At 62.9% G+C, this 12411-nt stretch carries 11 protein-coding genes; 7 read left to right on the forward strand and 4 right to left on the reverse strand.

Going from position 1 to position 12411, the window contains the following annotated elements:
* Positions 1-16: 16 nt before the first annotated feature.
* From ACIPHM_RS21105 to ACIPHM_RS21135, 7 genes are all read left to right on the forward strand, one after another.
* A complete protein-coding gene (locus tag ACIPHM_RS21105; protein WP_400332554.1) occupies positions 17-1198 on the forward strand; it encodes an acetyl-CoA C-acetyltransferase in 1182 nt (393 codons plus the stop codon).
* Between the two features lie 184 nt (positions 1199-1382).
* Complete coding sequence (locus tag ACIPHM_RS21110; RefSeq protein ID WP_400332557.1) at positions 1383-2123, forward strand: 3-ketoacyl-ACP reductase; 741 nt, start codon at positions 1383-1385, stop codon at positions 2121-2123.
* A gap of 162 nt (positions 2124-2285) precedes the next feature.
* The gene (gene phaR / locus ACIPHM_RS21115) at positions 2286-2891 is read left to right on the forward strand and encodes a polyhydroxyalkanoate synthesis repressor PhaR (RefSeq protein WP_400332560.1); all 606 of its coding nucleotides are present in this window, start codon (positions 2286-2288) and stop codon (positions 2889-2891) included.
* A 316-nt stretch (positions 2892-3207) separates the two neighbouring features.
* The gene (gene rimO / locus ACIPHM_RS21120; RefSeq protein ID WP_400332562.1) at positions 3208-4575 is read left to right on the forward strand and encodes a 30S ribosomal protein S12 methylthiotransferase RimO; all 1368 of its coding nucleotides are present in this window, start codon (positions 3208-3210) and stop codon (positions 4573-4575) included.
* Positions 4575-5516 carry a sugar kinase gene (locus tag ACIPHM_RS21125; protein ID WP_400332565.1) on the forward strand — a complete coding sequence of 314 codons (942 nt, stop codon included), beginning with the start codon at positions 4575-4577 and terminating at the stop codon, positions 5514-5516. The genes rimO and ACIPHM_RS21125 overlap by 1 nt, the downstream gene beginning before the upstream one ends.
* An 88-nt stretch (positions 5517-5604) precedes the next feature.
* Positions 5605-6786 (forward strand): beta-ketothiolase BktB, encoded by a 1182-nt coding sequence (gene bktB / locus ACIPHM_RS21130; RefSeq protein WP_400332568.1) that lies wholly within the window; start codon positions 5605-5607, stop codon positions 6784-6786.
* A 52-nt stretch (positions 6787-6838) separates the two neighbouring features.
* The gene (locus ACIPHM_RS21135) at positions 6839-8056 is read left to right on the forward strand and encodes a cystathionine beta-lyase (protein WP_400332570.1); all 1218 of its coding nucleotides are present in this window, start codon (positions 6839-6841) and stop codon (positions 8054-8056) included.
* A gap of 68 nt (positions 8057-8124) precedes the next feature.
* On the opposite strand, the gene serB is transcribed toward ACIPHM_RS21135, so the two are convergent.
* The 4 genes from serB to ACIPHM_RS21155 form a co-directional block, all read right to left on the reverse strand.
* Positions 8125-9033, reverse strand: coding sequence for a phosphoserine phosphatase SerB (serB, locus tag ACIPHM_RS21140; RefSeq protein ID WP_400332572.1), 909 nt, complete (start codon positions 9031-9033; stop codon positions 8125-8127).
* Between the two features lie 374 nt (positions 9034-9407).
* The gene (locus tag ACIPHM_RS21145; protein WP_400332575.1) at positions 9408-10541 is read right to left on the reverse strand and encodes a GlxA family transcriptional regulator; all 1134 of its coding nucleotides are present in this window, start codon (positions 10539-10541) and stop codon (positions 9408-9410) included.
* An 81-nt stretch (positions 10542-10622) separates the two neighbouring features.
* Positions 10623-11189 (reverse strand): cysteine hydrolase family protein, encoded by a 567-nt coding sequence (locus ACIPHM_RS21150; protein WP_400332578.1) that lies wholly within the window; start codon positions 11187-11189, stop codon positions 10623-10625.
* A gap of 141 nt (positions 11190-11330) precedes the next feature.
* Positions 11331-12212 (reverse strand): hypothetical protein, encoded by an 882-nt coding sequence (locus ACIPHM_RS21155; RefSeq protein ID WP_400332581.1) that lies wholly within the window; start codon positions 12210-12212, stop codon positions 11331-11333.
* Between the last annotated feature and the right edge of the window lie 199 nt (positions 12213-12411).

Here is a 12411-nt window from a genome sequence, read left to right on the forward strand (position 1 = left end):
AAAAGAGGAATGAGACATGACGGATATCGTGATTGTGTCGGCTGCCCGTACGGCAGTCGGTAAGTTTGGCGGCTCGCTGGCCAAGGTGGCGGCCCCGGATCTGGGGGCGATCGTGATCGACGAAGTCCTCAAACGTGCGAAGCTCAAGGGCGAAGACATCAGCGAAGTCATCATGGGTCAGGTGCTCACCGCCGGCTCGGGTCAGAACGTGGCGCGTCAGGCATCGATCAAGGCGGGGCTGCCTGCGATGGTGCCGGCCATGACCATCAACAAAGTCTGCGGCTCGGGCCTGAAGGCCGTGATGCTTGCCGCCAACGCGATCACCGCGGGCGATGCCGACATCGTCGTGGCCGGCGGTCAGGAGAACATGAGTGCATCGCCGCACGTGCTGCCGGGTTCGCGTGACGGTTTCCGCATGGGCGACGCCAAGCTCATCGACACGATGATCGTCGACGGCCTGTGGGACGTATACAACCAGTACCACATGGGAATTACGGCCGAGAACGTCGCCAAGGAATACGGCATCACGCGCGAAATGCAGGACGCGTTCGCCGCTGCGTCGCAGAACAAGGCCGAAGCCGCGCAAAAGGCGGGCCGTTTCGACGCCGAAATCGTGCCGGTCTCGATTCCGCAGCGCAAGGGCGATCCGCTCGTGTTCAACACCGACGAATTCGTGCGCCATGGCGTGACGGCCGAGTCGCTCGCGAGTCTGAAGCCCGCGTTCTCGAAGGACGGCACCGTGACTGCGGCGAACGCGTCGGGCATCAACGACGGCGCGGCTGCCGTGGTGGTGATGTCGGCCAAGCGCGCGGAGCAACTGGGTCTCACGCCGCTCGCACGCATTGTGGCGTACGCGAACGCGGGCGTTGATCCGTCGGTGATGGGGATTGGCCCGGTGCCGGCGTCGCAACGCTGTCTCGCGCGCGCTGGCTGGAAGGCGAGCGATCTGGATCTGATGGAAATCAACGAAGCGTTCGCCGCGCAGGCGCTGGCGGTGAACAAGCAGATGGGCTGGGACACCTCGAAGATCAACGTGAACGGCGGCGCTATCGCCATCGGTCACCCGATCGGGGCGTCGGGCTGCCGTATTCTCGTCACGCTGTTGCATGAAATGGCGCGTCGCGATGCCCGTCGCGGTCTGGCTTCGCTGTGTATCGGCGGTGGCATGGGCGTGGCGCTGGCGGTCGAGCGCGTCTGACGCTTTCGCGCGTTAGTCACAAGAACCGCATAAGAATGGGTGCCGCCCGTGTTTGCAACGCGCACGGGCTCGCACTGAAGTAGTCAGGAGACGAAAGGGTTGCGCGGGAACGCGCGGCCTGCGCGTCGGTCAATTGGCAGTCGCAACAGGCGGCAGATAGCCGTTATTTTGGGGGAAGCGTTCCATGACTCAACGCATTGCATATGTGACAGGCGGGATGGGCGGTATCGGTACGTCCATTTGCCAGCGGCTGTACAAAGACGGCTTCCGGGTCGTGGCAGGGTGCGGGCCGAATTCGCCGCGCCGCGTAAAGTGGCTGGAAGATCAGAAGGCGTTGGGTTTCGATTTCATTGCGTCCGAGGGTAACGTCGGCGATTGGGAATCGACCAAGGCGGCCTTCGACAAGGTCAAGGCCGAAGTCGGCGAAATCGACGTGCTGGTGAACAACGCGGGTATCACCCGCGATGTGGTCTTCCGCAAGATGACCCGCGAAGACTGGGATGCCGTGATCGACACCAACCTCACGAGCCTGTTCAACGTCACGAAGCAAGTGATCGAGGGGATGTGCGAGCGTGGCTTCGGCCGCATCATCAACATCTCGTCGGTCAACGGGCAGAAGGGGCAGTTCGGTCAGACGAACTACTCGACGGCCAAGGCCGGGATTCACGGCTTCACGATGTCGCTGGCGCAGGAAGTCGCGACCAAGGGCGTGACGGTCAATACCGTGTCGCCGGGCTATATCGGAACGGACATGGTGCGCTCGATCCGTCAGGACGTGCTCGACAAGATCGTTGCGACGATTCCGGTCAAGCGTTTGGGCGAGCCGGGCGAGATCGGTTCCATCGTGGCATGGCTGGCGTCGGAAGACTCGGGTTTCTCGACGGGGGCGGACTTCTCGCTCAACGGCGGCCTGCATATGGGCTAAGCGGCGACGGAGCGGGTGCTGGCGCGGGCCGAAGTAAGCACAACGCTTCGTCGAGGGTTAGGGCTTTGCCGCATAGCAGCAAACGCCCTAGAATCGATAATATGTGACTAACCCCGACCGCCGGTCGGGGTAGTCCTTCAAAAAACGCAGGAAACCCACCGCATGACCGCGAGCAAGAAGACTGACGAACGCCTGATCAAAAAGTATCCGAACCGGCGTCTGTACGATACTCAGACCAGTACGTACATCACCCTTGCCGATGTGAAGCAATTGGTGCTCGAGACCGAGGAGTTCAAGGTTGTCGACGCCAAGACGGGCGAGGACCTGACTCGCAGCATTTTGCTGCAGATCATTCTGGAAGAGGAAACCGGCGGTGTGCCGATGTTCTCGAGCGCGATGCTCTCCCAGATCATCCGTTTCTACGGCCATGCGCTGCAAGGGATGATGGGCACGTATCTCGAGAAGAACATTCAGACTTTCATCGAAATTCAGAACAAGCTGGCCGATCAGTCGAAGGGCATCTACGAAGGTGCGGCCTTCAACCCGGACGTCTGGGCGCAATTCATGAACATGCAGGCGCCGATGATGCAGGGCATGATGACCAACTACATCGAGCAGTCGAAGAACCTGTTCGTGCAGATGCAGGAGCAAATGCAGAGCCAGGCGAAGAACATGTTCAGCACGTTCCCGTTCCCGGGTGGTCCGGGCGCACCGGGGGCGCCGGGTACGCCCGGAGCACCGGGCAAGGATCCGAACAAGAAGCCCTGAGCCGACGCTTCTGCAGCTTTTGCGGCATCTCCGACGATGGGATGCGGTGTGGCGTGGGGCGCACACCGCAGACGATTTGCCGCGATCTGTCCCGCCTGGCAACGCATTGGCGCGATAGTTGGAACGCGCCGCAGACGATCAGGGTAAAATACGCGGCTCTTCGCCGCAGGCTAGGTCTTGCGGCGGTTTCGGCGGCAGGCGGTGTCTGCGTTTCCGGACGATGCGATGGCATTGCCGGTCGCGCGCACGATGAGGCTCAGGCTTCGGCACTGCCGGTCGATCGTTACACGTATCTACTAGATCAGGATTTCGCCCCATGTCCCGCCCATTGCCCGCCGGCACCCCCAAGGTCGGCTTCGTTTCGCTCGGCTGCCCCAAGGCTTTGGTCGACTCCGAGCAGATCCTGACGCAGCTTCGCGCTGAAGGCTATGCCATCTCCGGTACCTATGACGGTGCCGACCTCGTCGTGGTCAATACCTGCGGTTTCATCGACGACGCCGTGCAGGAAAGCCTCGATGCCATTGGCGAAGCGCTCGCCGAGAACGGCAAGGTGATCGTCACCGGCTGCCTGGGTGCGAAGAAAGATGCCGCCGGTCAGGACATCGTGAGCGCCGTGCACCCCAAGGTGCTGGCCGTCACCGGCCCCCACGCCGTGGGCGAAGTGATGAGCGCGGTGCACACGCATCTGCCCAAGCCGCACGACCCGTTCATGGATCTCGTGCCGCCGGCCGGTATCAAGCTCACGCCGCGTCATTATGCGTATCTGAAAATCTCCGAAGGCTGCAACCACCGTTGCACGTTTTGCATCATCCCGTCGATGCGCGGCGATCTCGACTCGCGCCCGGTGGCCGAAGTGATGCTCGAAGCCGAGAACCTGTTCAAGGCCGGCGTGAAGGAGTTGCTGGTGATCTCGCAGGACACCAGCGCCTATGGCGTCGACGTGAAATACCGCACCGGTTTCTGGGCTGGACGTCCGCTCAAGACCCGCATGACGGAACTGGTTACGGCGCTGGGCGAGTTGGCCAAGCAGTACGGCGCATGGGTGCGTCTGCACTACGTCTACCCGTATCCGCATGTCGACGAGATCATTCCGCTGATGGCCGAGGGCCACATCCTGCCGTATCTCGACGTGCCGCTGCAGCACGCCCACCCCGACGTGCTCAAGCGCATGAAGCGCCCGGCCTCGGGCGAAAAGAATCTCGAGCGCATTCAGGCATGGCGCAGGATGTGCCCGGATCTGACGATCCGCAGCACGTTCATCGCCGGTTTCCCTGGCGAGACTGAAGCCGAATTCGAATACATGCTGGACTTCCTGCGCGAAGCCGAACTGGACCGCGTGGGCTGTTTCGCCTACTCGCCCGTCGAAGGCGCACGCGCCAACGAACTGCCGGGCGCGCTGCCTGACGAAGTTCGCGAAGAGCGTCGTGCGCGCTTCATGGAAGTGGCAGAAGAGATCTCGGCCGAGCGCCAGCAGCGCAAGATCGGCAAGACGATTCAGGTCATCGTCGATGAAATCAATCAGGACGGCGGCATTGCCCGCTCGGCCGCCGACGCACCGGAAATCGACGGCCTCGTGTACATCGAACCGACGGCGAAGGCCGCCAAGCATCTGAAGATCGGCGAGTTCGTGAACGTTGAAATCACCGGCGCCGACGGCCACGATCTGTGGGGCGAGGTGGTCTGATGACGCAAGCGCAGCAAGCACAACCCACGTCGCAGATCCTGGCCATGGGCGAGGCCATGGTCGAATTCAATCAGTCGCCCGACGACGCGCGCCGCTATCTGCAAGGTTTCGGCGGCGATACGTCCAATTTCGCCATTGCCGCGCGCCGTCAGGGCGCGAGCACGGGCTTCGTGAGCGCGGTGGGCGACGATCTGTTTGGCCGCATGCTGCTCGATCTGTGGCGCGATGAGAACGTCGATACGCGCTGCGTTCGCGTCGACACGCAGGCGCCAACCGGGGTCTACTTCGTGTCGCATGACGAGAACGGCCACCATTTCGACTATCTGCGTGCGGGCTCTGCTGCGAGCCGTTATCAACCGCAGGATCTGCCGCGCGAGGCGCTGGCCGGTGCGCAGTTCCTGCATCTGTCGGGCATTAGCCTGGCGATTAGCGTGAGCGCCTGCGACGCCGCTTTCGACGCCATGTCGACCGTCCGCGCGGCGGGCGGCAAAGTGTCGTTCGACACCAACCTGCGTTTGAAGCTGTGGCCGCTGGCGCGTGCGCGCGCCACGATGCGCGAGGCGTTCAGCCTGACCGACGTATGCCTGCCGAGCTGGGACGACGTGACGGCCGTCACCGGTCTGGAAGATCGCGACGCCATTCTCGACGAGCTGCTCTCCCACGGTGTGAAAGTCGTGGCCCTGAAGTTGGGCCGCGAGGGCTGCTACGTGGCCACGCCGCAGGAACGTCGCATCGTCGCGCCGTATCCGGTGCAGGCAATCGACGCCACGGGGGCAGGCGACTGCTTCGGCGGGGCGTTCGTGGCACGTCTGGCGCTGGGGGACGACCCCTTCACGGCGGCGCGCTACGCCAATGTATGCGCGGCGTTGTCGACGACCGGTTACGGTGCCGTTGCGCCGGTGCCGTTCGCGGCACAGGTGCTCGAGCAACTGGCGAACTGATCGAAGTTTCCCTCCACTGAGCCCGCCATCGCGGTAACCCCTACGGCGCTATACTCGTTGCAAACCTATATCCACCCGGAGAAGAGACATGCAACGAGAGGTCGTGATCGTCAGCGGTGTGCGCACCGCGATTGGTGATTTTGGCGGCAGCCTGAAGGATTTCGCGCCAACGCAGCTCGGCGCCATCGTCGCCCGCGAAGCCATGGCTCGCGCGAAGGTCGGCGGTGAAGACGTCGGACACGTCGTGTTCGGCAACGTCATCCATACCGAACCTAAGGACATGTATCTCGCACGCGTGGCGTCCATCGACGCCGGCGTGAGCCAGCACTCGCCCGCGATGACCGTGAACCGTCTGTGCGGCTCGGGCCTTCAGGCGGTGATCTCCGCCGCGCAGGCGATCCTGCTGGGCGATGCCGACGTGGCGATGGCCGGCGGCGCGGAGAGCATGAGCCGCGCGCCGTACGTGATGCCGGGTGCTCGCTGGGGCACGCGCATGGGCGAATCGCGGCTGGTCGACATGATGCTCGGCGCGCTGCACGACCCGTTCGCGAACATCCACATGGGCGTGACGGCGGAGAACATCGCGAAGCAGTGGGGGATCACGCGCGAAGATCAGGATCGTCTCGCTGTCGAATCGCATCAGCGCGCTGCGCGCGCGATGGCGGCCGGTTACTTCACCGATCAGATCGTGCCGATCACGCTGAAGACGAAAAAGGGCGACGTAGCCTTCACGACCGACGAGCATGTGCGCGAGGGTGTGACGATGGAGGACATGGCGAAGCTGCGTCCGGTCTTCGAGAAGGACGGCACCGTCACCGCCGGGAACGCGTCCGGTCTGAACGACGCCGCTGCGGCGCTCATTCTGATGGAGCGTGCCGAGGCCGAGCGTCGCGGGGCCAAGCCGCTGGCACGGCTGGTGAGCTATGCGCACGCCGGCGTCGATCCGAACTACATGGGCATCGGGCCGGTCCCGGCGTCGCGCAAGGCGTTGGAGCGTGCCGGCCTGAAGGTCGACGATATCGATGTGGTCGAAGCCAACGAGGCGTTTGCCGCGCAGGCGTGCGCCGTCACGCGCGATCTCGGTTTCGACCCGGCCAAGGTGAATCCGAACGGTTCGGGCATTTCGCTGGGGCACCCGATCGGCGCGACGGGCGCGCTCATTACGGTCAAGGCGTTGCACGAGTTGCAGCGCGTTGGCGGGCGTTACGCGCTCGTGACCATGTGCATCGGCGGCGGTCAGGGCATTGCCGCCGTGTTCGAGCGCGTGTAAGTTTCTCCCGGGGGCCGGCGTTCTTGCCGGCCCGAGCCTTTCCGGAGCTGTAATGACGCAAGACAACCGCAAGCCCCTCGATACGCCGGAAGCCAATGGCTGGCACTGGCAAACCAATATTCTGCACACCGACACACAGTTGCCCGCCGGTTTCGCTGCCATGCCGGTGCCGGTGGCACGTGCGTCGACGGTTGTCTTCCCCGATCTGGCCGCCATGCGCGCGCTGGACTGGAAGAACGACAGTCAGTGGCGCTACGGCCTGCACGCCACGCCCACGTCGATGGAATTGATGCGACGTCTGGCGGCGCTCGAAGGCGGCAAACATTGCCTGCTGTTTCCGTCGGGTCTTGCGGCCATCTCCAACGTGTACTTCGGCCTGATCCGTAGCGGCGACGACGTGCTGATTCCGGACAACGCCTACGGCCCGAATCGCGAGCATGGCGACTGGCTTGCCGAGTCGTGGGGCGTTACGGTGCGTTACTACGATCCGATGATCGGCGAGGGCATCGCCGAGCTGATTCGACCCAATACGAAGGTGATCTGGCTCGAAGCGCCGGGCTCGGTGACGATGGAAGTGCCGGACATTCCGGCCATTGCCCGCGTGGCCCGCGAGCGCGGTGTGCTCACCGCCATCGACAACACGTATTCCGCAGGCCTCGCATTCCGTCCGTTCGATCACGGCGTGGACATCTCCGTGCAGGCGCTCACCAAGTACCAGTCGGGCGGCAGCGACATCCTGATGGGGGCGGTCGTGACCATCGACGATCACGTGCACCATCGTCTCAAGCAGGCTCGTATGCGCATGGGCGTGGGGGTGTCTGCCGACGATTGCAGTCTCGTGCTGCGCAGTTTGCCGAATATGCAGTTGCGTTTCGAGGCGCACGACCGCGCGGCGATGACGCTCGCGACCTGGCTGGGCACACGTCATGAAATTGCCGCGGTGTTGCATCCGGCATTCGAGGATTGCCCGGGGTACCAGCATTTCCGTCGTGACTTCACGGGCGCAGGCGGATTGTTTTCGGTGGTGTTCGACGAGCGCTACTCGCAGGCGCAGGTCGATGCCTTCATCGAAGCGCTGCGACTGTTCAAGATCGGTTTCAGCTGGGGCGGCGCGCACAGTCTGGTCGTGCCGTACCGCGTGCCGTCGATGCGCACGGCAACGCCGTGGCCGCACAAGGGCGCGCTCGTGCGCTTCTACGTGGGGCTGGAAGACGTACGTGACTTGCAGGCCGATATCGAGGCGAGCCTGAAGGCGCACCTGGGCGGTTGAGCCAGTGTGGCGGGGCGGCAAGCGTCGAACGCATGCCGCACCGCCCTCAATCGGCACTCTGGAGGCGCTCAGTCCTTGCGGAACAACGACAACAGGCCGTCGAGCCCGACGTAATTGAACGCGACGGACGCCTTCTCGCGCACCACCGGCTTGGCGCGGAACGCCACCGACAATCCGGCGATGGCCATCATCTGCAAGTCGTTCGATCCGTCGCCCATGACGATCGCCTGATCGGGCCGGGCGCCGAACTGTGCGGCGACCTCAGTCACCGTGCGCGCCTTGACTTCGGCATTGACGATTTCGCCCAGCACGCGGCCGGTCAGTTTGCCGTCGACGATTTCCAGCGTGTTCGCCCGCGTGACGTCCAGATTCAGACGCGACTTCAGTCGTTCGGTAAAGAACGTGAAACCACCGGACACCAAGAGCGTGCGAATGCCCAGCGCCTGCACACCGCGCAGCATGCTTTGCGCCCCCGGCGACAATTGCAGACGTTCGTCGAACACCTTCTCCAGCGCACTGGCGTCGAGCCCTTTGAGCAGGGCTACGCGACGCGTCAGGCTCTCGTTGAAGTCCTTGATCTCGCCCCGCATGGCGGCTTCCGTAATGGCCGAGACTTCCGCCTTCAGTCCGCAGTAATCGGCAATTTCGTCGATGCACTCGATGGTGATGAGCGTCGAGTCCATATCCATGGCCACGAGCTTGAAATCCGTGAGATGGCGCGCGCTGTCCACGAGAACGGCATCGACCTGATGCTGCTGCGAGAACGCGTCCATGGCGGCGCGCAGGGCAGGGGTGTCGACGACATCTCGCACCCGGGCCACACCCGGCGCAAATTCCGGCTCAGCGCCGCGAATCAGCGCACGAATTGCGGACTGACGTGCAGGCGGAAAAAGCGCAGGCGGGGTGTGTTGCTGCGTGGATGCCGAATCGGACGAGGCGGGAGCGACGGCTCCCAGAATGACGAGATCGTGTGCCATCTGAAGAATGAGTGTTAGCCACTGCGCGCGGGGACGGAGGTCGCGCGAAACCGGCATTTTACAGGGTTGCGGACCCGGCCGCGGGGATTCCCGGCAGATCGTGGTCCAAGTGCGGGTAGCGGCGCCCGGGTGGTTTGGAGGTTGGCGCGACGTGGCGCCCGCATGTGCTATCGATGTACGTATCGCGTGCGCTATCGGGTGGTGCGTGGCGAAGCGCCACGCCGCTGTGCGATTGGACGTGCCTATCGGCTGGCATGGCGCGCTATCGGTGCACGTATCGTGCTGCGCCATGGTAGCTGCGCTGGCGGGCGGAGGCTGCGACGTCCCACGCCGCTATGCGGCCGGGCGTACCTATCCTGATGTGTCGAGTCCTGCTATCGGAGATGCGATTCGCGGCGTGCGCGGCTGGGCGGGAGGGCGTCGAATTTTTGCCAGACGCGTCTCAGATGACGGCTCGACCCAAACCCCGTGCGCTCGGCGATGTGCTCCAGATCGAGTTGACTGTTGCCAAGCATTTCACGGGCGAGCGCGATGCGCAGGCGATGCAGATAGTCGATGGGCGCGACCCCGGCATGCTCGCGAAAGAGCCGGGTGACGTGGCGCTCGCTCGCGCAGGCGATGTCCGCCATGGCGGCGAGCGTCCAGTCATGTGTTGGGTCGGCGGCGATGGCGTCCTGCACGCGATGCAGTGCCGGATGCAGATGGTTGCGGCCTTCGAGCCACGGCGACAATTGCGGGTCTGCGCCTGCGCGCCGCGCATAGACGACCATCTGACGCGCCACGGCCGCCGCGCACAGCGGATCGGTGGCGTTGGCGATGAGCGTGAGCATGAGGTCGAGCCCGGTCGTCACGCCGGCGCTCGTCCAGATATTGCCGTCGTGCACATACAGCCGGTTGTCGGCCACGCGGGCGCTCGGGGCGAGGGCGCGCAAGGCGTCGCAACTGCCGTGGTGCGTGGTGCATGCGCGGGCGTCGAGCAAGCCGGCCCGGGCCGCGAGCAATGCGCCGGTGCAGATGCAGGCGAGTTGGTGCGTCGGACGTACTACGCGTTTGAGCCACGCGACGGCGCGGGATTCGGTGGTCTCGTCGGATTCGGCGGATTCGGCGGATTCAAGCGCCCCCGCGGATCTGGTGGACTCGGCCGGCTTAGCTGATTTACCAGACTTCGCGGACCCGGCAGACCTAGCGAACTCGGCGAACTCGGCAACTTGCGATGTCATCCCGCCCGACGAGTCGTCAACCGGCATGTGCAGCGGCAGCGGCTTCTCGACGGTTCCCGTCACGACCAGCCAGGCATCGTTGGGGATGTCGTCCGGCAGCACCTCAAGCGGTGAGAGACGCAGGCCAATCGAGGTGACTACAGAGGGTTGCGTGCCGACGTAACGCAACACGAAGCGGACGTCGTTCTGCTGATGATTGGCCATGCGCAAAGCTTCCGCTGGCGCTGCCACGTCGAGCAGCAGCGTGTTGGGCATGACCAGCAGGTAGACGGGTTGCAGTCGTGGCATCGCAAGGGGCCGGAAATGGCTTAGGACAGATTCGGACAGCGCTGGGATGACCCCCGGCACTGCGCCGACACAACAGCGACATTACACCGCCGCGAGCGCCTCCTCAACGGTGACGATGCGTGCGAACCGGTCGACGAGCACGGTTTCCGTGCGTTCTTTGAGCTCGGCGACGGACAGCTCACGCTTGGTGCGCGGATGCGTCATCGGGAAGGTGAGCGTGGCTTGCGTGACGAAGTCGACGGCATAACCCGCGTCCGACGCGGCGCGGGCCGTCGTCTCGCAGCACTGCTCCGTGCGAATACCGGAAACGATCAGGCGCGTAGTGCCATGCTGCACCAGCCATGCCCCGAGCGTGGAGCCAGCCAGTGCGCTGTGCTTCGTCTTATCCAACGTAAACGTGGGGTCGATGCGCAGTTCTTCGAGCGTGCGCACGAAGCCGGACTCGCGAGCGAACGCGCCCGCCGAAACATGGAACACTTGCACAACTGGCACGCCGCGTGCCACGGCACCGTCGATGAGGGCTTGCTGACGCTCGAAATACACGGCGAGATCGTCGTCACGCCAGAACGGACGCTGACGAAACGATTCCTGCGCATCGATGACGAGCAGGGCGGTGCGGGACGTTGGGGAAGCGGGGCTTTGCGGCATATGCGACTCCATGAGGTCGGGTGACGATGATGTCATCTTACGAGCCGACGACGCTCACCAACAGACCTCCCGCAGACCGGAACCGGACGGATCCGGACATTGATTGATGGTATTTGAACCCGCATATGCGCAGACGATGTGCTACTTATTCGTCGTAGCGGAAATTCCGACAAGTACGTTGGGCGCGATAAAAGCAACGTAGTCTTGTCCGCGGTTCAGGACAATCTGTTGAAGATATCCCTTGAACTGAGACGACTTATCGCTGCTTTTCTTTCCCAGCTCCGAATCGACTTCAAAGCCGAAGTATGCGGGGATGACCTCCTTGTCCTTGACGACCCACCGGATGACTTCAGTGACGGATTTAACCCCGTCATACTTCCTGTGGAGATTTGATATGTCATTTGCATACCGCTCCTGATAGCTTTGCATCGACCCTTTCAGCGATGCCGCGCTCTCGCCAGAATTTGCCTTGTCAAATTCCGCCTGATAGCGTGCAACTTCAGATGCAACATATGCCCTGGACGCGTCCGACACCAGCTTGGCTTTCAAGGCCGACGGGCCGTCCATGTTCGCCATTTGTGCCTGGCTCTTCTCGTCGATTTGCTGAAGTTCCGCTTTCTTCTCTTCGAGGAGCTTCGCATAACGAGCCGCATCGCCGGCTACCCCGTCAATGGCTTTCCCGAGGTTTTCATTGCTCGCTTTAAGATAGCCGTTGATTTCCTCAATCTGTGTGTCGCGGACCTTGTTCAACTGGGGAACTGCATCGCTTAGTTCGCAGCGATACTCGACCGCCGATCGATTGCTGTCATCCGTGAACGTCTTCCAGGTGATACTTTTACAGGCGGCCCGCTTGGACAGGGCGGAACCATAGGTGTGCGTCTGATCGGCCGGGTAAGTGGCAGCTTTCACCAGACCAATTTCCGAATCCTCGCACCCCGTCAGCATGGTGCAGAGCAGTGCAGATGCGATGCAATATCGTAATTTCAAATCCATTTTTTCTTTCTCATAATAATAACGGCCCATGTCCCTCTCATGGGAAGCTCACCCCATTTCCGACCGGTCTTGACGTGGGCATTGCTACGGCCTGACCTTCGACGAGAGACTGCTGGAAAGATAACGGCAGTCATCCATAAATGTTTAATTGCATCCGAGTCGAAAAGGCCCGCCTCACCCACCCGATGCAATCGGCGCAGTAACCGCTAGAATTGCGGTTTTAGCCCGG

It is taken from the genome of Pandoraea sp. NPDC087047 (assembly GCF_044745225.1).
Taxonomy (GTDB): domain Bacteria; phylum Pseudomonadota; class Gammaproteobacteria; order Burkholderiales; family Burkholderiaceae; genus Pandoraea.

What these genes read in the sequence shown, in the direction of transcription:
- serB (WP_400332572.1), bottom strand. Translation starts at nt 9,033, where the DNA reads ATGGCACACGATCTCGTCATTCTGGGAGCCGTCGCTCCCGCCTCGTCC.
- ACIPHM_RS21135 (WP_400332570.1), top strand. Translation starts at nt 6,839, where the DNA reads ATGACGCAAGACAACCGCAAGCCCCTCGATACGCCGGAAGCCAATGGC.
- ACIPHM_RS21150 (WP_400332578.1), bottom strand. Translation starts at nt 11,189, where the DNA reads ATGCCGCAAAGCCCCGCTTCCCCAACGTCCCGCACCGCCCTGCTCGTC.
- bktB (WP_400332568.1), top strand. Translation starts at nt 5,605, where the DNA reads ATGCAACGAGAGGTCGTGATCGTCAGCGGTGTGCGCACCGCGATTGGT.
- phaR (WP_400332560.1), top strand. Translation starts at nt 2,286, where the DNA reads ATGACCGCGAGCAAGAAGACTGACGAACGCCTGATCAAAAAGTATCCG.
- ACIPHM_RS21110 (WP_400332557.1), top strand. Translation starts at nt 1,383, where the DNA reads ATGACTCAACGCATTGCATATGTGACAGGCGGGATGGGCGGTATCGGT.
- ACIPHM_RS21125 (WP_400332565.1), top strand. Translation starts at nt 4,575, where the DNA reads ATGACGCAAGCGCAGCAAGCACAACCCACGTCGCAGATCCTGGCCATG.
- ACIPHM_RS21105 (WP_400332554.1), top strand. Translation starts at nt 17, where the DNA reads ATGACGGATATCGTGATTGTGTCGGCTGCCCGTACGGCAGTCGGTAAG.
- ACIPHM_RS21145 (WP_400332575.1), bottom strand. Translation starts at nt 10,541, where the DNA reads ATGCCACGACTGCAACCCGTCTACCTGCTGGTCATGCCCAACACGCTG.
- ACIPHM_RS21155 (WP_400332581.1), bottom strand. Translation starts at nt 12,212, where the DNA reads ATGGGCCGTTATTATTATGAGAAAGAAAAAATGGATTTGAAATTACGA.
- rimO (WP_400332562.1), top strand. Translation starts at nt 3,208, where the DNA reads ATGTCCCGCCCATTGCCCGCCGGCACCCCCAAGGTCGGCTTCGTTTCG.